14 protein-coding genes are annotated in these 21,380 nt (G+C 38.1%); 8 read left to right on the top strand and 6 right to left on the bottom strand.

Going from position 1 to position 21,380, the window contains the following annotated elements; translation table 11 throughout:
• Nucleotide 1: 1 nt before the first annotated feature.
• From PLEUR7319_RS0121960 to PLEUR7319_RS0121945, 4 genes are all read right to left on the bottom strand, one after another.
• A complete protein-coding gene (locus PLEUR7319_RS0121960; protein ID WP_019507388.1) occupies nucleotides 2–2,092 on the bottom strand; it encodes an adenylate/guanylate cyclase domain-containing protein in 2,091 nt (696 codons plus the stop codon).
• A 377-nt stretch (nucleotides 2,093–2,469) separates the two neighbouring features.
• Nucleotides 2,470–3,705, bottom strand: a complete 1,236-nt coding sequence (locus tag PLEUR7319_RS0121955; protein WP_019507387.1) for a hypothetical protein — start codon at nucleotides 3,703–3,705, stop codon at nucleotides 2,470–2,472.
• Between the two features lie 58 nt (nucleotides 3,706–3,763).
• Nucleotides 3,764–5,086 carry an APC family permease gene (locus PLEUR7319_RS0121950; RefSeq protein ID WP_019507386.1) on the bottom strand — a complete coding sequence of 441 codons (1,323 nt, stop codon included), beginning with the start codon at nucleotides 5,084–5,086 and terminating at the stop codon, nucleotides 3,764–3,766.
• Between the two features lie 190 nt (nucleotides 5,087–5,276).
• Nucleotides 5,277–8,003 carry a UPF0182 family protein gene (locus tag PLEUR7319_RS0121945; RefSeq protein WP_019507385.1) on the bottom strand — a complete coding sequence of 909 codons (2,727 nt, stop codon included), beginning with the start codon at nucleotides 8,001–8,003 and terminating at the stop codon, nucleotides 5,277–5,279.
• Nucleotides 8,004–8,584: 581 nt separating this feature from the next.
• Here PLEUR7319_RS0121945 and PLEUR7319_RS0121940 point away from each other — a divergent pair.
• The 7 genes from PLEUR7319_RS0121940 (at nucleotide 8,585) to PLEUR7319_RS0121910 (ending at nucleotide 17,734) form a co-directional block, all read left to right on the top strand.
• Nucleotides 8,585–9,772 (top strand): glycosyltransferase family 2 protein, encoded by a 1,188-nt coding sequence (locus PLEUR7319_RS0121940; protein ID WP_019507383.1) that lies wholly within the window; start codon nucleotides 8,585–8,587, stop codon nucleotides 9,770–9,772.
• On the top strand, nucleotides 9,769–10,701 hold the full coding sequence (locus PLEUR7319_RS0121935) for a glycosyltransferase (RefSeq protein WP_019507382.1): 933 nt from the start codon (nucleotides 9,769–9,771) through the stop codon (nucleotides 10,699–10,701). The genes PLEUR7319_RS0121940 and PLEUR7319_RS0121935 overlap by 4 nt, the downstream gene beginning before the upstream one ends.
• A gap of 66 nt (nucleotides 10,702–10,767) precedes the next feature.
• Nucleotides 10,768–11,712, top strand: coding sequence for a sulfotransferase (locus PLEUR7319_RS0121930; protein WP_019507381.1), 945 nt, complete (start codon nucleotides 10,768–10,770; stop codon nucleotides 11,710–11,712).
• Between the two features lie 21 nt (nucleotides 11,713–11,733).
• The gene (locus tag PLEUR7319_RS0121925; RefSeq protein WP_019507380.1) at nucleotides 11,734–12,732 is read left to right on the top strand and encodes a lysylphosphatidylglycerol synthase transmembrane domain-containing protein; all 999 of its coding nucleotides are present in this window, start codon (nucleotides 11,734–11,736) and stop codon (nucleotides 12,730–12,732) included.
• 188 nt (nucleotides 12,733–12,920) lie between these two features.
• Nucleotides 12,921–14,498: a hypothetical protein gene (locus tag PLEUR7319_RS36360; protein WP_019507379.1), complete on the top strand. Its 1,578-nt coding sequence runs from the start codon at nucleotides 12,921–12,923 to the stop codon at nucleotides 14,496–14,498.
• A 52-nt stretch (nucleotides 14,499–14,550) separates the two neighbouring features.
• A complete protein-coding gene (locus tag PLEUR7319_RS0121915; RefSeq protein ID WP_019507378.1) occupies nucleotides 14,551–16,086 on the top strand; it encodes a hypothetical protein in 1,536 nt (511 codons plus the stop codon).
• Nucleotides 16,087–16,189: 103 nt separating this feature from the next.
• Nucleotides 16,190–17,734 (top strand): hypothetical protein, encoded by a 1,545-nt coding sequence (locus tag PLEUR7319_RS0121910; protein WP_019507377.1) that lies wholly within the window; start codon nucleotides 16,190–16,192, stop codon nucleotides 17,732–17,734.
• Nucleotides 17,735–17,813: 79 nt separating this feature from the next.
• On the opposite strand, the gene PLEUR7319_RS0121905 is transcribed toward PLEUR7319_RS0121910, so the two are convergent.
• Nucleotides 17,814–19,817 (bottom strand): plasmid pRiA4b ORF-3 family protein, encoded by a 2,004-nt coding sequence (locus PLEUR7319_RS0121905; RefSeq protein ID WP_019507376.1) that lies wholly within the window; start codon nucleotides 19,815–19,817, stop codon nucleotides 17,814–17,816.
• A gap of 579 nt (nucleotides 19,818–20,396) precedes the next feature.
• Here PLEUR7319_RS0121905 and PLEUR7319_RS36355 point away from each other — a divergent pair.
• Nucleotides 20,397–21,080, top strand: a complete 684-nt coding sequence (locus PLEUR7319_RS36355) for a hypothetical protein (protein WP_019507374.1) — start codon at nucleotides 20,397–20,399, stop codon at nucleotides 21,078–21,080.
• 43 nt (nucleotides 21,081–21,123) lie between these two features.
• Here PLEUR7319_RS36355 and PLEUR7319_RS0121890 read toward each other — a convergent pair whose 3' ends face one another.
• Entirely contained in the window at nucleotides 21,124–21,369 is a 246-nt protein-coding gene (locus PLEUR7319_RS0121890) for a type II toxin-antitoxin system Phd/YefM family antitoxin (protein WP_019507373.1), read from the bottom strand.
• Between the last annotated feature and the right edge of the window lie 11 nt (nucleotides 21,370–21,380).

Here is a 21,380-nt window from a genome sequence, read left to right as displayed (position 1 = left end):
ATCAATAATTAATAGCCTTTTTTTCTACTACAACCGACCAAGCTATCAAGTTTCCTTTGTCAGCAAGTTCCAAAACTGGAACTGACTCAAAATCATATAGATCCCCTAGACTAGCGTGAACATTATCTGTTACGTGAATAGAATCACTACTACTGTGAACCTGAAGATAATGAGCGATATTAACCGTATCTCCCCAAAGGTCGTAGCTAAATTTACTTTGTCCCACGATGCCTGCCACTACTTCCCCTGAATTAATACCAACACTTAGTTTAAGATTGGTCTGACGTTCGCGGTTAAAACGATCCAGAATCCACATCATTTCGATCGCGAAATCAACCACTCTCTTGGCATGATCGATACGGGATATGGATAAGCCACTAACTGCCATATAGCCACTACCAATAGTTTTCACTTTTTCTACTCCATAGCTTTCTGCTGCTTCGTCAAAAGCTGTAACTAAGCTATTAAGAAAAGAAACTGTTTCCTGGGCAGATAAACTTTTGGCTAGTTCATTAAATCCATGTAAATCGGCAAACAAAACTGTGACACTAGCAAAATTATCGGCAATAATTTTTTCTCCCTTTTTGAGTCTCTGGGCTACTGATTCTGGCAAAATACTTAAGAGTAACTTGTCGTTTTCTTGCTCTCTTTGTATGACTAACTGTTGCTGATGATTGAGACCGCTTACCATTTCGTTAAAAGAGTTACCTAGTTCACGAAATTCATCTTTAGCTTTTACTTTTACTACCACATCAGTTTGTCCTTGTTCTACTTGCCGAAAACCCCTGATCAGACTGTAGATCGGACGCACGAAATAATGAGAAAATATGCCAGCGATCGCCGTAACGAGGAAAACAATTGCGATCGTGGAAAAAAGTACTCGATGTTGAAAAGCCATAATCGGCGCAAAAGCTTCATCACGATCAATCTGAGCAATGATTGCCCAGTCCAAACCATCAATATCCAGTGGTCGGTATGCGTTTAAAGTGACCACTCCCCGATAGTCTTCAGTGATATCTGTTCCCGTCTCTCCTTCAAAGGCTCTTTTGACAGGGGGAGTATTAACTTTTTGATATAAAATCGAAGTATCAAATTTTTTGATCTGTTCTAAATCTTCCTCTGTAATACCTTTAGCTGCTATTGCCTGGAGATAAGCTTCCTTATCTTCCACTAGAAAACGAGAGTCCCCTCTCATCCCATAATCTGAACCGACTAAATAAGTTTCTCCTGACTTACCTAAACCATGACGTTGCCAATTGCCATCCCCCGTCATTACTTGATCAATCTCATCAATAGAGATTTGTAGAGCAAGTACACCAATTAATTTTGTACCATCAAAAATGGGACTAGCAATAAAAGCGGCAGGTTCAGCGTAGGAAGGACGGTAGGCTTCAAAATCGGCGATCGCTACCATACTGGGTTCGTTTTTTTGACGAACTGCCTGGACTACCCGAGCTAAATTACTCTTAGAATAAGCTCCTTGATAAAGATTGGTAGCAAAATCAACCTCTTTCTCTACTGAATAGACAATATTTCCTGTTTCGGTATCAATTAGTAACAAGTCATAGTAGCCGAATTTCACGATCAAATTGCGATAGATAGATTGAATTTGTTGGTGCAGACGACTATAGTTGCTTTTATCTAAAGGGTTATCGAGAAAATACTTTTTTCCAATAGCATTGGCATTATTAGCAATGTAATAGTATTGCAAATAACGAGCAGCATTTTCAGTAGGTAGCTCAAAAGACTGCAACTGATTTTCTGGAATATTTTCGGCTAATTTGGGCAGAAATTCTTGAGCATAAAAGGTTTTAAGTTTTTCATCCCATTCAGGTTGAATTGATGTTGATTCTAGTTCTTGATATGCCTGTTTAAATCCTTGCATGGTCTCAATCACACTAGGATTTTCGCTCATAGTTTGTACTTCAGCGCGAATATTTTTAAAATAAGTTTCAATCTGATATGCTTTGGATTCTTTAAGACTAATTAATTGATTAAAAATACTATTATTAAGAGCTTGCTGACCACTGCCATAACCGATAAAGGCGATCGCTAAAATAGAGCTGATACTAACCACTAATAGTATTAGCATTAGTTTTGACTGAATACTTAGTTTTCTGAGCAACTATATTAAGTCCTTTAACTAATTAATATACCTAAGCATATGATGGCATTCTCAACCTAAAATGTCTGCATTAAAATACGTCAGAATTGATGACTAAGTTAGAAAAAGTCAATAAAAAGGGGAACGGAAATTAGCAATGGAGAAGAAATTTTTCTGTTTCCTTATTATGAATTTTGTGACGCGCAACTAATCCTTTAGGGCTCAACGGGGTGGCAGTTTCTCCCCCGCTAATATGCCCTAAAGGATTCCCTTCGGTCTCGGAGCAGTAACCCTTTCGGGACAAAAGTTTGCGCTGTTTACCGTTCCCTTAAATTACTAATTTACTAGACAATTTAGATGCAAAATTACTCGGGTTTAACAAAAGAATCATCCTTAGCTTTTGCCAACATCAAGTTAGAATTGTTGACTTCAAATTGATAACCAATACCAAAATTCAAGGGTTTAATCTCACCTCGATCTGAAGTATAGATTTGTCTCAGATTGGGTTGATAACGATTGCCAAATAAAGCGATAGGAGTCGTGTAATTGCCATAAAACTCTAAATCCCATTGATTATTGTTAAATGAGCTTAAGGGCATACCTGAATCATCTTGCAATAGATAACTACTTTGAGACAAAATTGTATCTTTGATCTGAGTAAAGCTATCGTAATACATTAGATAGGAAGCAGCTTTAAGATAAGTTATGGGATTATCTAATTTAGCGACAAATTCAGCTATTTCAGGATGCTTATTCAGACCATCATTAGATAAATCTGTAGAAAAATAATAGAGAGTACGAGGGTCTTGTTCTCCTTCAGGAACATAAGCAATTTTGACTCCAGGAATTAAATCATCTTTCAAGGGTTTAATTTCAGCTTCCTGATTTAAACCAACATACTCTACATCGAGAATACGATTATTAGTACGTGCCATAAAGACATACAGAATTGGCAAGACTCCCTGTTGTTGTAAGTCCACTTTCATATCATTGGTACGAAAGAAACTAAATTGGAGAATTGCATAGAGAGAATTTCTCACTTCCTGCAATTTAGAATTGAACTGAGTGCTATTCAGACTAGTTAAATTAGGCACAGAACCAACAGGTTCTAATCCCACTAAGACCATTTCTTTGGCTTGGGGAAATAAGGAATAACCATAGAGAAAATCAGGACCACTAAAAGGATAAAATACCGTGGGATTATTAGCATTAATCTCTTTTAGTTCAGTAGCTGTCCATTCTCTGACTTTTGATATTTGCTGGGTTTCTAATTTGGCCCAAGAACTAGCCAGGGCATCATGATGAGCTTGCCAAATAGGAGCCTTTTCTAAGTCTAAAAAACTGCTATCATCTTCTAGTTTGATTCCTGCTAATACTTTAGCTGTACTAGTTAAACGATCTGATTTTTCTAAATTAAACTCTGCTAGAGGATCTGGTTTTGCCTCTGGTTTTACCTCTGGGACTACAACCGCGCTATCGTTAGAATCTTCTAAATTAGAGATGGTGTCTTTGTTAATAATATTATTACTAGAACTACAAGACTGGAGTAATAATAATCCGCTAGTAACAGCACCTAAAGTTGCAATTAACGATTTATTCATAATATTTACCATTTAAATTTACCTAGAAATAATTACAATTATTCGAGAAAAATAAGTATTACGCTGACCAACCAAGTTTATTTTTGGCAGCCACAAAGTAAACGATTAAACCTACTGCTAAAGTCATGATTCCTGCTAAGGATTCGACTGGCTTATCAATAAAGATAAATATCAACATCCAGAGGGAAATTCCCAAGAAAATTAAGGGCGTAATTGGATATCCCCAAGTTTTGTAGGGTCGACGGATCTGAGGATAGCGAAATCTATGTACAAACACACCCAAAACTGTTATGAAAGATGACAGAGTTAAGGTGAATCCGAGATAAGTAATTACTCGATCAAAACTGGAAGTTATGAGCAGAATAATTACAATGGCAAGCTGAAGCAAAATTGAATAGTAAGGAATACCATTATGATTCTTCTTAGCTAAGATTTTAAATAGTGGAATATCTTCACCAATTACCTGGGTTACTCTAGGTCCGGCTAAAACCATCGAACTGATTGAAGAAATTAAGCCAAAAGAAATTAATAACCCCATGATTTTGGCTCCGGAAGCTCCAAAAATTTGACCTGCTGCAATATATCCTACTTCCAGCTCTCCTGCTAAACTATCTAAGGGAGTGGTGTATAAAAAGATAAAATTCAGCAATAAATATAAGCCAATTACAATCAAAGTTCCGGTAATTAATGAACGGGGAATATTCTTTTCTGGTTCTTCTACTTCACTAGCTAAATAAACCGCAGCGTTCCATCCTGAGTAGGAATAGGTAACATAAACCAAAGAAACAGCAAACGGCGAACTAAAAATTAAATCTAAGTCATTTATAGAGGGCAAGAAACCTAAACCTTGACCATTTGCTAATAGCAAACCACAGGCAATCAGAATTACAATTAATAGCACCTTCAAAATGGTAAAAACCAACTGAAAATAACTACCTAACTTTAAATTTCTGGTGTGGATCAAAGAAACTCCAATGACTACCAGTAAGGCGATCGCCAATTGGGGAACTAACGGAAATACACTGGAAAAATAAGCTCCTAATGCCATCGCTGCGGCAGCAATTGGAGCGGCAAAACCTACCGTTACTGATATCCATCCTGATAAGAAACCTATTATGGGATGATATATCTGAGATAAGTAGTAGTATTCCCCACCAGAATGAGGCATAGCTGCACCTAATTCACTGTAGGTAAGGGCACCGCAAATAGCAAATATTCCTCCTACTAACCACAACATCAATAAGGTAAATCCCGATCGCAAATCAACGACTTGGAATCCCAAGCTAGTAAATACGCCTGTACCAATCATATTGGCGACGATGATACAGGTCGCTGTTGATAAACCAATCCGCGAAGAATTTTGGTTTTTGTTCAAAGACATTAAGTAAGTTTGTGGAGTACAACATAAACTTACCCAGATTGAGTGTGATGTCTGTCACTTAATATTTAAAAAATCTGAATCTAATATCAATAGGACTTACGCAGAAATAGCAGAAAATTCAGTTCTTGGGAGGGGTAAAGGGAAAAGGATAAAGGGAAAACTGGGTGCGTAAGTCCTAATCAAATAACCTTTATTGAGCTGATTCTTGCAAAATGTCTTCTAACTGTTGCAGATAAAGACCATATTCAAGCCAATTACCTCTTTGTAAAGCTTCTTGCGCTTGCTGATAAATTTCTAAGGGCGACAGTTGGGATGGTGAATCTGTCCTAGCTGGGATTAACTCTGAGGGGATTTGTTCAAATACAGAAGCTAGAGATTGTTCTAGAGTAGGAGTCATGACAATTTTTTTATCGTAAGCTACGATAATACGTGCTAATTCAGGCAATTCACCTTTTTCAGCACGAAGATAGAGTGGTTCAACATAGAGTAAAGAACCATCAATGGGGATGACCAGGATATCTCCCCGTATGACTCGCGATCCTCTCTGACTCCAGAGGGTTATTTGTTCGGCAATGTCTGGATTTTGATCGATTCTGGCTTCAATCTGGAAAGGACCATAAACTAGTTCTTGTTTTGGAAACTCGTATAATCTTAACTTGCCGTAGTTATTGCCATCGGAACGAGCTGCTATCCAAGCGATCATGTTATCTCGGTTGACGGGAGTAAAAGGTAAAATCAGCACAAATTCCTCTTTGGTTTCCCCTGGTAACTTCATAATTAAGTAATCTGGTTCAACCTCTTGCTGTTGACCATCATATAGTTCGGTGGCAAACCGCCAATCATCTTCGCGATTATAAAATACTTGAGGATCGGTCATATGATAGCTCAAGTACATTCGGGATTGAATTTTAAATAGATCTTGAGGGTAACGAAAATGAGCTTGAAGCGAAGGGGGAATAGCATCTTTGCTGATAAATAGATTGGGGAATATCTTACGGTAGGTAGCTAAAACAGGTTCATTTTCGTCCACTACATAAAACTGCATGGTGCCATCTTTAGCATCAACTACTACTTTGACCGGATTGCGGACATAGTTGATATTTTTATCGGTAATTAATTCAGTTTTTTGTTCATGGGCAACAGCTTCCGAATAGGGATAGCGATCGCTAGTAGTGTAGGCATCAACGATCCACTTTAGTCTGCCATCAACCACAACCATATAGGGGTCATTGTCAAATTGAAGAAAAGGAGCAACATGACCTACTCGTTCGGAAATTTCCCTGTAGTAATGGATACGAGAATCTGGAGTGAAGTAATTGGAAGTTAAAATCTTCAAGCTCCCCATATTGTAAGCATAGACTAACCTGCGCCACCAATTACCAATGGCTACTCCTCCAGCTCCATCATACATAGTGAAAGCATTTTCCGCCCCACGGGGATAGTCAAACTCGGGGGTATTCATGCCCGTATAAATATAGTCTTGAGTCAATTCGCCGTAATAGATAGCTGGCTCTTCGATCTCTAAATCTGTTTGAGAGATAGGGGGAATATTTTTCAGGAAGAGAACAGGTAAGCCATCGGCAGTTACTTCGTTAACAGGATTCATAACCAAGCCGTAACCGTGAGTATATTTGAGTCGCTGGTTAACCCAAGTACGAGCAGAAGATGGTACTTGAGCATAATCAAATTCCCTGGGAGAAAGCATCACCTGGCGATAGTTACCATTTAGGGTGTAGCGGTCAACGTCAACATCTTGAAATTTATAGTAAAAGCGAATTTCCTGTAGCTGGCGATAGGTACTCAGAAGAGGGCGATTATCCCACAGACGAATATTATCAATGGTGGCTTGATTTTCCGCCAAAATATTGGCATCAGATTTACCTGATAATTTTAGTTGATATTCTTTAGTATCTATCTTGGCTAAGTCATAAGCTTGTTGCGTGAACTTGATATTCTGCTTGATGTAGGGTGTTTCCTTAACTAACTCGTTGGGTTCTACTATGAAACGCTGTTGTAACTCTGGATAAATGCCAATAACTAGAATTAACATTACGGCATAGGCACCAATGCCATATATAGGCAATAAGAGCTTGTTCGACCAGGTAGCAACAATCAACCATAATCCTAAAAGTACCGAAGCGACGATCATCACCCAGAAGGCAAACAATCGAGCGTGGGTATCGGTATAACCTGCTCCCCAAACTATCCCTTGAGCAGAATAGAGCAGTTCGTAGCGTTCAAGCCAAAAATCTACCGCAATATCTAAAGCGATCGCCGCCAATAATAAGCTCAGATGAATTTTAATCGGCTTCGTTAGTAATTTTTGCCATTTATCTTCAATAATCAGGCTTTTCCATTGCCAATCAAATCGAATTGTTCCCTTAAATAGATAGACTAAAACTGCCAATATTAACCCCGCAATCAACAAAGTCAAAAACCAGTTTTCCAGATTATCTAATAGAGGTAAACGGAATAAATAAAAGCCAAGATCCCGTTGATAAATGGGATCGAGAAGATTGAATTCGCTGGAGTTGAAAAATTTGAGAATAATTTCCCATGATGCTGCACTTAAATTAGCAATACTTAGTGAGATGAGCAAAATTACCAACAAAGCGCTATAGTTGGCAATTTTTTGCGTATAGGGCTCAAATTCACTAGATTCAAGGAAACGAAAAGCGCGATCGTCTGTAAGACGCAATGCCAACCAGTAATTAAACCCTAAAAAAAAACCAAATACCCCAAAAGTTAGCAGCCAAATTCCCACTTGCCAAGAGATACGCTGCCAGAAAACTGACCCGAACCCTACCGCCTCAAACCACCAGAATTCAGTCAATAGGTAAATTATTTCCGAAACCAGAGTCAAACCTGCGATCGCTGTAAATAGCAGCGTGACTATTACTTTTTGCTTAAATTGCATCGGGACAAAAGCTGGATAATGTGGTGTTAGTTGTTAATTCTCAACTGTTAGTTGTTGATCGCTATTTTATTGGCATACTTCATTTATATTAGACGCTTCTCCCTTCTAGTATTCAGCAATTAAGATTTCTGTGCCAATTTTTAATTTCATTCACCAGACTTTTACACAAATTAGCTACTTTCTTAATAGAAGCTTAATTATTATATATCAGCTTCATCCTTATCTCATTTTTTATTATTTATGCTAAAAACTACCTACCCTGAATATTAAAAAAATGTATTAATCATTACAGCTCAAATACAGGAAAAAGTAAAGATTCCGATTATATATATATTTTCTGTTTTAGAGGAAAAAGACATCAAATTACTGACAAACAGCATCGTTTTCTACAAACCTTGTTGTTTAAGTGTCCTGATTAATTTTGTTTTACTTAATTGTTTTTAAAAAGTTAGTAGTTATCGTATATTTTATTTTTTTTAGTTTAGCTAATAACTTGAGCATCGAAGTAGGTGGCAATTTCCAATCGGGAATCGAAAAATAGGGTCTGAGAATTTTACTAATCATCATAAAGAGGATTAATCATGTTGGGTAACGTAAGTACAAGAGAGACACCTGTAATTAGACGTCTAGATCGCCTTGAGCAAGCAAATGCGATTGAAGTTTCGATTATTATGCCCTGTCTTAATGAGGCAGAAACTCTAGCAACTTGCATCAAGAAAGCGCAATGGTTTATTGCGGAAAACGATCTTGCAGGAGAAGTAATTATTGCCGACAATGGCAGTAATGATGGTTCTCAAGAAATTGCTCGGAGACTCAATGCCAGGGTGGTTCCAGTTCCTACCAAAGGTTACGGTAGTGCCTTAAAAGGTGGGATTGCAGCAGCCAGAGGTAAGTATATTATCATGGGCGATGCCGATGATAGTTATGATTTTAGTAGCCTTAATCCTTTTATTAAAAAGCTGCGTAACGGTTACGATCTAGTAATGGGGAACCGTTTTAAAGGAGGTATTGAAACTGGTGCGATGCCTTTTTTACACCGCTATTTAGGAAATCCTGTCTTAACTGGTATTGGCAAACTATTATTTGGTAGTCCTTGTAACGACTTTCACTGTGGTTTGAGAGGCTTTCGCAAAGATGCAATTTCAGCTCTAGAGCTCCAGACAACAGGCATGGAGTTTGCTAGCGAAATGGTAGTCAAAGCTACTCTTCATAAAATGCAGATTACCGAAGTGCCCACAACTTTATCTCCTGATGGTCGTAGTCGTCCTCCTCATTTAAATACTTGGCGTGACGGTTGGAGACATCTGCGCTTTTTACTAATGTATAGTCCTCGCTGGCTCTTTTTCTATCCAGGAATCTTTCTGATATTGGCTGGTCTTTTGGCAACTTTATCTCTACTGCCAAGCCCTAAGGTTCATACTTTGCTTTATTCTTCCTCTGCCATGACCATTGGCTTTCAGATTGTAATGTTTGCCCTCTTTACCAAAGTATTCGGCATCAGTGAAGGTCTATTACCAGAGGATAGACGTTTAAATCGACTATTTAAGTATCTCAACTTGGAAACCGGTCTTATTGCTGGGTGTGTCTTACTATTGATGGGTACTGCGGCATCAGTATATGCTTTTGGTATCTGGGGACAACACGATTTCGGTTCTCTCAATCCTACTGCAACTATGCCCATCGTCATTCCTGGAGTGACTTGTCTGGCCTTGGGTATTCAAGCAATTTTCTCTAGCTTTTTCTTAAGTATTTTAGGCTTAAAACGATGATTCAACAGCCTTGGTTATCAGTAATTATTCCCACCTACAATGGCAGTAAATATTTAGCTGCGGCACTCAATTCTGTAGTTGTCCAACAAGATGATGGACTAGAGTGTGTTGTGATTGATGATGGCTCGACAGACGATACCTTAGCAATTGTGGCAAGCTATCAAGACAAGCTCAATATTAAGCTGGTTACTAAAGCCAGACAGGGTAACTGGGTTGCTAGTACTAATCATGCTCTGTCTATTGCCCGAGGAACATATGCCTGTTTTCTGCATCAAGACGATCTCTGGCTACAAGGTCGTTTAGCAATCATGAAAAGTGCGATCGCGACTCAGCCTAATGCCAGTTTATATCTCCACGATTCAGTATTTATTGATCGGCAGGGTAAACCTTTGGGTTTGTGGCAATGTCCATTAACAGATCAAGAGACAGTCATCAGCTCTAAGGCAATGGTAGAAAAGCTATTGGTACAAAACTTTATTGCTATTCCCGCACCGATTTTTAAGCGACAAGCTGCTTTAGATTTAGATGGATTGAATAGAGAACTCTGGTATACTGCCGACTGGGATTTTTGGCTTAAGTTAGCTTCTCTCGGTGATAGCTATTACATCCCCAAACCATTGGCAGCATTTAGAGTACACGGTGATTCTCAGACAATACGTCGTAGCTCAAGTGTTGTGGAATTTCGGCAACAGATGCATTCTGTAGTGAACAAATACCTTCATCTCAAGCCAACTGCTGGAGTCGCTAAAGTAGCTTTTTTCTCGGCAGAAGTCAATACTACCTTGGCTGCAATGGTTCATGGGGAATCGACTAATTTGTTCAAATTAGCTACTGATTTCATGTTGTTAGGACCTATTGGTTGGCGGAGATATTGGCAGGATTCTCGTATTCAAGAACGTGTATCTGCTCGACTAAAAGCAAAATTTTAGAGAGAAAAAATGAAATAAGTAGCTAGGATGAACTGCTTACACCGTTACCAATTCTTATAGAATCAAATGAAAAAGCCTAATTTTTTTATTGTAGGACAGATGAAGTCAGGGACAACGGCTTTACATAATTTTTTGGGACAACATCCTCAGGTTTTCATGTCTCAGGTTAAAGAGCCACATTTCTTTTGCTCCGATTTTCATCTAGAGAGCGATCAGCACCATGGAAAGCATCTTTTTTTTGACTTTAGAGAAGAAAGTGAGTATTTACGACTGTTTGCCAAAGCAAAAGTTGAAAAAGCAGTAGGGGAGTCTACAGCTAATTACTTATATTCCTCAGTAGCAGCAGAAAAGATCCACAATTTTAACCCTGATGCCAAGATAATTATTCTTTTACGAGAACCAGCGGAGTTTCTTTATTCTCTTCATAGCCACTACGTCAAGTTTACGGAAGAGAACGAGCCAGACTTTTTAACTGCTTTGGCCTTAGAAACAGAACGTAAACAGGGAAAATATCCTAGTCCCAGAATCATGAGTCCTAGCTTTTTGTACTACTCTCAACGAGTACAGTATTATCAACAGGTAAAACGCTTTTATGATCGGTTTGGTTCTGAACAGATTAAGGTAATAATTTATGAAGATTACAAGTCAGAAAATGACCGTATTTATCGAGAGATTTTAGAATTTTTAGGCGTGGAAACTAACTTTACTCCTGAATATGATTCTCTTAATCTCAATAAAGAAGTTAAGTATAAAGCAATCAACGACTTAGTCAATATTCCTGTAGTCAAAAATATTTCTAAGAATTTATTTTCACAGCAATTTAACGAGTTTGTGCGTGATAATATTGTCGAAAAATTTCTTTGGCATCAAGTACCCAAAGCCACCATGCCTGAAGAAATTAAAACCAAATTGATGCAACAATATCAGCCTCAAGTTGAACAAATAGCGGATTTAATCGGCGTAGATTTGGTGACTAAATGGGGGTACGATACTGTGAATACTAAATGTTAAATACTAAATATCAAATAATAAATGCTAACTAAGAAGAATATTATATCTAGTATTTTATCTCTTGCTCTAGGATTTTTCTTGGTTTGGCTGCTCCTACGCTTTACAGAGGTAGATCTAGAGCAAATTATTGCTAGTTTTTATAGTTTGAATCCTTTCTACGCAGGGCTAGCAATCACAGCCTTAATTGCACATACTGTTTTAACAGCTTTTAAATGGGGACTAGTCACCCAAAAGCTGACTCCCGATAATCAGCAACCATTAAAATTTTATCTGCTTTATACTACTTTGGGTTCTCTAACCATGCAGTTTATGCCTCAATATGTGGGCATGGTAATAGTGCAGAATCTAGCCTTAAGAGCACATAAGATAAGTTCATTTTCTAAAGGTTTCTTGTCGGTTATTTACGATCAGTTTTTCAATCTGTTAATTCCTTTATTACTATTTCCTACTTCTTTACTATATGTTTTAGGATATATTTCCTTGTCGGTGGCAGTTTTTATCTGGATAGCCACCATTATTTTGACTCACTTTATTATTAACAAATGGCATCGCCGTTTGATCTCTTTTCTGATTAAAGCTTTAACTTGGGTCAAGCAATTGAAGGCAGATAAAAAACAAGCTTCACAACCAGCAATAGGAACAGGTAATGATTCTATTTTAGGTAAGCAGTTTACCCTTTATCTCTATTGGATTTCAATAATTCGCTACTTAGTCTGGATTATTCGAGGAATTTTGATTGCGATCGCAGGAGGCTTCAAAATTAAGCTTTGGGCAGTGGCGTTTATTTCCCCTATAATTCAGCTAGCAATGCTATTTAGCTTTACTCCAGCTAATTTGGGACTGATGGAATTTAGTTGGATTGGCTTATTAGGCTTGTTTGATGTACCAGATGCTAGTGCAGTTAAGTTTGCCCTGATGCAGAGATTTCTCTATATTGTAGCGGTGATGATCATTCTGGCGGTATTTGCTGTAGTTTCTCTTGTAGAGCGATTTGGTCTATTTCCTCAGAAGCAAAATTGAATTATATCTCTTATTTAACGTGAATTCGATGAGTACAAAATTTAATGGTAAGAAGTAGGGAATCGGGAATAGGCAACAGGCAATAGGCTATATTTTTCGTTCCTATCAGCATTGAAAATAGAGAATATTTTCGAGAATTGCTACCCAAATATCCTTTGTCGAACTGACGTCTTATTTACTTATTCCCAATGTTGAATTTTGCTTCTAAACTTAAACGGTCTCAAGTACCCGCACTTAGAGTAGCAACAATACTCAATCTAGCTGCCATTACTTTGGTTATTGCCGTATTTCTTAAAGCAGTTATAGATATTGACAAGAGCTATGATCCAGGCTGGTATCATTTACCTTTTGCTGGCAGAATTTGGGGCATTATACCTAAAGAAATGTTTATTGGGGATGAAGAGTGGTTTGAGCCGCGTTTTGAAGGGTTTCCCTTATTGGCACATTTTCTTCAGGGTTTTTTTTGGAAGATCACAGGACGGATTCAATCAACGAACTTAGTTAGTTTTTTTGCTATCTTTGGCTATTTTTGCTTTCTGAGATCATATTTCAAAGTCCCTTTTTATCTTGCTGTCACAGCTTTATTTTCTATCCCCTTAGTCTTATTTCATGCTAGCAGTAGTTTTGTTGATTTACTCGGTAACATAGGTGTATCGATGTTGATCATGATGATCTATCGCTTCTATACCAATAGGGAACTACCTCAACTGAAAGCATTGTTGGTAGCATGTTTGGGAGCGACGATGGCAGCCAATACCAAGACACTATTGCAGCCTTTAGTCTTTATAGCTTTAATTTTCGCTGGAGTAAGAATTGTCTGGCTTTACTATCAGCATCAGACAGCGATCAAATTTGGTAGAATTATTCCTCTGGGTTTATTGGCGACAGTAATTATCTTTGCCACGCCAGTTAAAAATACAGTTATCTACGGCAATCCCTTATATCCCATTAGAGTTGAGATAGCTGGAGTTGTACTCAATCATAAGCGAACTCCGAAGGCTTTTGAACAAGGCAATCGACAAATCAACTGGATTAGCTCGATGTTAGATATTAATACACCTAATGTCTGGTCAGCCGATCAATGGAGTCCTAATCCTGAACGTAATCGTCGGGGCGGTTTTTTTGGGGCTTATGTAGTATTTAATTTACTCTTACTGTTAGTTTTTGTGCTGAGGGAGTTTATCCAGAATAAATCTCTACCGCGGCATTTACATTCAAGAAAAGCTATCTGGGCAGTACTGGTGGTGGTGGTCATGTCTCTAATTCCGCTGAATTTTCCTGCCTCTCATGAACTAAGATACTTTCTGTACTGGATGATTACTTTAGTTTCTTTAAACCTCTACTTATTAGTATCACCAGGAAATAATCAGTTTATATTAGACAAATTGGTTCGGGTTAAATTTATCAGATGGATTTACCTCATATTTGTAACTATTGTTTTAATTAAAACTAGCTATCGACCAGTTACACCAGTTTTTTTCACCTTGGATAAATACGTTAATTTGGGAGTAAATAGAGAATTTTTGAGTCAAATCAAGCCACATAAAGAAATCTGTTTAATTAGCCAACATATGGGGGATGATGTGCAAACTGCTGATAAAGCTTCCCTAAAATATGCTTTTCTCTATACTTCCTATTTTCATCCTGAACTGGAATCTGACTACTCAATTAAAGTAGGGGGATATTATCCTAACCACGAAGTATTTGATCTGAAAATGTGTGGCGATCGCCACATTGTGCCTCAGGAGCTAAAGGAATTACCTTAAGCTGGTGGGTCAGAGATTCAGTTTGCTTAGAGGAAAAGTTAGAGCTAATGCTATGAAAAAAAATAATTCCTCAGTACAAGAGATAATATTATCTATCATTGCCGCAATTGTGGCGATCGCCATATTTTTAAAAGCAATGATCGATCTAGATCATAACTACGATGTCGGATGGTATCAGCTGCCCTTCGCCGCAAGAATTTGGGGCATAGTACCAGCAGAATTTTTTCAAGCAGATAATAGCATTGAACATCGTTTTGACGGGTTTCCCCTGTTGGCAAATTTTTTTCAGGGCTTGTTATGGAAAGTTACCGGGCAAATTCAAGCAACTAATCTAGTGGGCTATTTTAGTTTGATAATTTATTTTTTAGTTCTCAGAAGCCAGTTCCAAATTCCCCTGTATTTATCGGCGATCGCACTCTTTAGTATCCCCGCTGTACTAACCCATGCTCCTACTAGTATGGTGGATTTACCAGGTAATATTGGAGTCTCAATCTTAATCATGATGACCTATAAATTTTTTAGGTCGTCCAAGTTACCTTCAAAAACAGAACTTATCATTACGTTCTTGGGAGCGGCAGCAGCGGTAAATATTAAACCTCAATTGCAGCCGTTAGTTTTGGTAATTTATTGTCTAGTAGGATTAAGGCTGATTTGGCTATATTTAACCCATGTTAGGGCAGCGCAACGAAGACTTTGGCTAGTAGCCCCCCTGTCAATCATTGCTTCGGGGTTGATTTTTTTTACTCCAATTAAAAATCTGGCTATTTATGGAAACCCCTTTTATCCCATCAAAATCGAAGTAGCAGGAATCGTTCTGAATCATAAATTACCCGTTAAAGCCTATAGTGAAGGGGAGAGAGCTAAAAAATGGCTGCGCTCAATCCTCGAAATTAAGACACCTCAATGGTCAGTAGATCAATGGAATCAGAATGATGATCGCTATCTGGATCGTGGAGGTGGTTTTTTTGGTGCTTATGTGGTGTTCAATTTACTGTTGCTGGTAAGTTTGACAATCAGGGAGCAATGGCAAAATAGACAACCATCTCCTCCCAAAAAGTCTCATGATGCAGCTACAGCCTTAATTACGACTTTATTAATGTCTCTAATTCCAGCTAACTTTCCTCAATCTCACGAACTGAGATACTTTATGTTTTGGATGATTACTTTAGTCTCTTTGAATTTGTATCTGATTACCTCTATACAAAATCAAGCTGCAAAATGGTTGAAACCGAAACATTTAGGTTTAGTATATCTATTATTTCTGGGAATAGTTTTGACGAAAATCGATAGCTCTTACTTTAAACCCCAATTTAGAACTTTAGACAAATATTTAGCCAGCAGCGTCAAACCAGAACTATTAAAGCAGATGAGCCCCAATGCCAGAAACTGTTTAATTAGTCGACACGCCATTATCGATCCCGATGCCGTGCCTTTTGCTTCGATCGCCAACGCTTTTTTCTACAGTTCATATTTTCATCCCGAAATTAAACATGAATATAAGATTAAAGTTGCGGTAGATCCTCAAGGCTGTGACGATTTAAAGGTCATTCCGCCTAATGCCCAAGATTATATACCCAAGGATACTTAGCAACCCATAACTGATTTTACTATTGAGTAGCCTGGCAGTAGTTTATCAATAAAAAATAAATAAATAAATTTAAAAGTACTTTTATTCAGGCCTCATAATTTTTATGACCACTACTAATAATAAATTTTGGCAATCGTTAAAAATCAAACCAGGATTAGAAGCTGTTTTGCAGGCGATCGCTTTTCTGATTATGTTCTTGGTTTTTCTCAAGGCAATTATTGATATTGACACTAATTACGATACTTGGTGGTATCATCTGCCATTTGCTGCCAGAATGTGGGGCATTGTTCCTATAGAAGAATTTACGCCTCAATTAGTTATTCAACATCGATTTGAGGGTTTTCCGCTCCTAATTCAATGGCTAGAAGGCTTATTCTGGTTCATCACGGGAAGAGTCCAGTCCGCTAACTTAGTCGGTTTTTGTAGTTTGATAATTTACTTGGTGTTTCTCAAAACTTATTTCCAAGTTCCCCTGTATCTATCCGCCATTGCTTTGCTGGCAATTCCCGCTGTCTTTACCCATGCAGCTACTTGCTTTGTCGATTTGCCAGGTAACCTGGGTATGTCGGTGCTGATGATGATGACCTATCTCTTGTTTAGGGATCAACAATTCCCAAACCCAAAAGCTTGGTTCGTCATGTTTTTGGGGGCAGCAGTGGCAGCCAATACTAAGCCTCAACTACAACCTTTAACTTTCCTAGTTGGTGTGGCGATCGCAATTAGATTACTCTGGCTTTATTGGAATCAGCCCTCAAATAGTTTACCCAAACTAGGAAAAATTGTCCCGATTGCTCTAGTCGCTTCGCTGTTAATCTTTGCTACCCCAGTCAAAAATATAGCCTTACATGGGAATCCGTTTTACCCGATCAAAATTGAGGTAGCAGGGATTGTCTTGAACCACGAAGAAAATCCTAAAACCTACCAAGAAGGAAATCGACCCCAAAAATGGCTCGATTCAGTCCTGGAAATCACTACTCCGCCCTGGTGGTCAACTGATCAATGGAATGCAGGAATCGAAAAATATATGGATCGAGGAGGCGGTTTTTTTGGAACTTATGTTGTTTGCAACCTGCTACTTTTGGTTGGTTTGTTTATTCATGAATTAAAGCAAAATCGGCAATTAGCATCAGCAAAAAAATTAATTGATGCCCGCACCGCCTTGATTACAGTGTTATTAATGTCAATTGTGCCAGCTAATTTTCCGCAATCTCATGAACTGAGATATTTTATGTTCTGGATGATTTGCTTGGTATCTCTGAACTTATATTTGCTCTCCCGAAGTCAAATTGCTTGGCGACGATGGCGTTGGTTACAACCAAAATACGTGGGGGTAATCTATTTAATCTTCCAACTATTTGTCCAACATAAAGCTGGTAGATTCTATGGCAAACCAGTAGGGATTAGTTTAGAACAACAGCTAAAGGATACAGTGAGACCAGAACTATTAAGTCAAATCACCCCTAACTCTCAGATTTGTCTCAAGAGTAAACATGGCATATCTAACGAACAAAGAGTTCCCTTTGTCCCCATGCAAAATACTTTTCTTTATAGTGCTTACTTTCATCCCGAATTAGACTATTCTTATTCAGTGAAAGCCTCCCTCAATACAGCAGAATGTGGCGATCGCACTATTATTCCCAGTAGTTGATAGTGAGCTGCTAATTGATTCACCGAGGCTGTTCCCTGTTTCCTGTTCCCTGTTCCCTGTTCCCTGTTCCCTTTAATAGTTACTCCCAATCGGGATATTGTTGTGGGGCTTTGCCCTTACTGGCAATAATTTCGCCATAGTCAGGACGTAAATCATCTGTCTTAATCTCTTCTAGCTGTAACTGAAATTCCCACCAATCACCAAAATCAAAGATATATTCCATTAATGCTCCTGCTACCAAAGGCAAGTCACCAATCTTCACTTTATCGGTAAATAGTGAGCCATCGGCGTAGGGGTGGGAAATCTCGATAGTTCGACCAAACTGATTTTTATAGCGAAACATATCCAAATGATCGTCATCAAAATCAACTGCGTTTAAGATCAGCCTACTTAAATCCCAGAGAGTCATTTGACTGGAAATAGCTATACGTCGCCAAACTTTACCCAAAGTTACTTTAAAGATATAAACTCCAACCTCAGATTCAATTTCAGGAATTTCTAAAACATTTTGCCACTCAGGAAAATAGGGTTGTAAGGCTGGTTGAAGTTTACCAAATTTGATTGCAGTAGTATCTTCCTCTTCACCCCATATTATTTCTTGAGTAACAAAACCTCGAAATGCCGACTGCATCAACGCTTCGCCCCAGGATGTTTTTTTGACACTCTTAACCCGCCAACCTTTGCCAGATTGAGGTTTGCCATAATCAGCCTCAACCAGACCAAAGAGTTTCATCAGAGCTAGATTATGAAATTCTGGATAGTATCTCAAATTTTGCTGGCTTTCATAATTTTTGATTTTTTGACCCTGGGGTGGAATTTCTGACCAATATTGAAGACATTTAGTCCCCTCATTTAATGGAGTTCTCCGCTCTCCCAACATTTCTTCGTTGGCTATAATTAGCCATGCTTCAAGTAAATTAAAATAACGCTCTGTAAAATTAAGTTGATTCCAGTTAGTCAGTAGCTGTTCATTAAGCGTTAACACCATTTTTTTCCCTTTTTGGGTAATTTGTCCTAATCCTGAAGCTCTCAAGAGCAGATACAACCCATTAATTGAGGGATAAGACTTTTGTTGGGGACGTTGGAGATCGGTTTGGATCGGTTCCGAAAGTTGTTGATTGAATTTAGCTAAAGACTTCATCGGTATTAGGTGTCGCTTACCACTGACGGCGATGCCTTTGTCTCCGATAAAATCTAGTAGAGCTTGAAAGTCTTGTAATATTGTTCCTGGAGCAGTTTTGCTAATCTGTTGTTGCTTAAGAATAGCGATCGCCTCGGCTGATAATTCGGGCAGTTTCTCCACCAGTTTTTGTCCCATTTCCGCTTGAAACTGACGGCGAAAATCTTCAATTGAAGAAACTGAAGGAACTTCTATGGGAGATTTTGATAGTTCTTCTCCTGTCATCTCTGCCGCAAATTCGTTAAGTAGACTGCTCAATTCTGCCTGAAGGGATTCAGCAGGCAGTCCCAAGTCCTGAACTAAATCTAAACCACTTAACAAACCACCTAAATTCAGTGATAAAGAGTCAGGGTCAGATGAACGGAGCTTTTGGTTATGCTGTTGTTGAAATTCTAGCAATCCTTCCTCAGTAGTCATATCAAAACCCTGTGCTATCCCTGCCATCATGAAGGATTTGGCAATACCGAAGTTTTGCGGATCATTCATGATGTCCTTAAACTTAGGTTGAACTTGTTTTAAGAATTTGATAATTTTGTGAGCATGGGGGTGTTTATATTCACGCTTAAGAAACTGCCAAAATGCCATTAACTCAGGGATTGTCGAGTTAGCTTCTTCGGGATCGAGCAATGAAATCTTGTTGGGAAATATTTGAGTGACAATTACCTCAATACTATCTTTCGTCATTTGAGGCAAAGTTACCGATTCATAAGCATAACCAAAATAGAGCAGATTATCGATCCAACTACCTACATATTCTTCCATTTCAGGATGTGCTTTTAAATAGCTTTTGCCTTCAGGAGATTCGACAAATTCTAACACCAACTCTTCGACAAATCCTTCTAAAGCTGCGATCGCCTGATCGTAGTCTTGAATTTGATCTAGACAATGAAGATTAATGACCATAGCAGAGATTTTCTCACCCTATCCTGAATAACTTCCTTCATAGTAAATAATTTCTGTAATTAAACTATCAACAATTGAGCTAGATTTTAGATTTATTTACTAATATCTAATAGCTAGCAGCCAAAAGCTTTGCAGGGAATTAGTTTTATTGAATATTTTAAAGATTGCTACATCTAATATTATAAAAATCATAACTCCGCAATCCGAGCTCTTAAGAAATAAACAAATTGTTGCTCTCAGACATAACCAAGGCAACTCCTTGGACGCTCGAGTTCCTTAGACTCTCATAATTCAAAATTTGTCAAAATACCTGAAAAAACACCTGAACTATACCTGAATTTTTCCCCTGTTACTGAATACGAGCTAACTCCATAATACTAACCAATAAGTTTGAACTGAATTAGTGCTCTAAAGATAATTCCAAATAGCTCAGAAATCCGAGCTAATAGTGACTTAGCTAGCTTCAAATCTACTAAAGAAATTAGTAAATCAATAGATTTGACAAGCCACTGTAAATATTTTGAAACCGAAAGGCTAGCAAACACAATCCATTTTTTTTCTTAATTGAGGAGGAACCATATGACTTTATTTTCTGATGTTTTCGATTTATACTTTCAGACTGAAAGTAGTACTTTTTCTGCTGAAAGTATAAATTTTCATGTCACCGAGAACCAGGACAGCAGTGCTTTCGAAGTCAAGGGAAATTTTAGTGGTACCGAAGGAAATGACAATATCGTTGACAATAGTTTAACGATTAGTCATGATAACTTTCAGGGATTACAAGGAAACGACATTATTGTTGGCGGACTTGGTAATGATGTGATTCTAGGAGGAGAGGGCAATGATACTCTTTCTGGAGCAGGAGCGAATATAGTCTCTAATACGGGAGAGGTAGGATTCTTTGCGAACAGCTCAAGTGAAGGTAATCTCTATGGACAAGATACTCTTACTGGTGGACAAGGGTTAGATGTCTTCGTACTTGGCGATCCAAACAATTTTAATAACATTGAAGGTATTCCTGTCAGAACCAATTACTACAATGGAGCGGGTAATGATGATTATGCTCTGATTACTGATTTCAACCAAAGCGAAGACTTGATTCATCTTAATGGTTCTAGAAGCGACTACAATTTAGGTACATCTCCTATTGGTTTGCCCGAAGGGATCGGTATTTATCAATCAGAAGAATTAATTGCAATTATCCAGGGTGATATTACAAATCTAAATCTCGAAGCTAGCTATTTTCAGGATTCAATTGTCTAAATATGGCTTTTCGGGATGAACTCAGGATCTTTTCTGTTGCCTGTTAGCAATTCTCTTTTCCCATAAACTTTGCCAAAACATTGGCTGGAATCTCATCGTCAAAATTATCACTGATGGTTAATTTTCCTTCCCAACCTCCAGGTATTCTAGGCTTTTGATTTTCTTGATAGGGAATTAGTTTGACTAGAGGTTTTCCCGCCTTGGCAATGACAATTTCTTCTCCTGCTAATGCTGATTCAATTAATTTCGATAGTTGAGTTTTTGCTTCGTGAATATTAGATATTTTCATACTTTTAAATA

Origin of the sequence: Pleurocapsa sp. PCC 7319 (genome assembly GCF_000332195.1) — a bacterium.
In the GTDB taxonomy this organism is placed as follows: domain Bacteria; phylum Cyanobacteriota; class Cyanobacteriia; order Cyanobacteriales; family Xenococcaceae; genus Waterburya.
The sequence above is the reverse complement of the archived record's forward strand: the minus strand, read 5'-3'. Positions and strand labels throughout refer to the sequence as shown.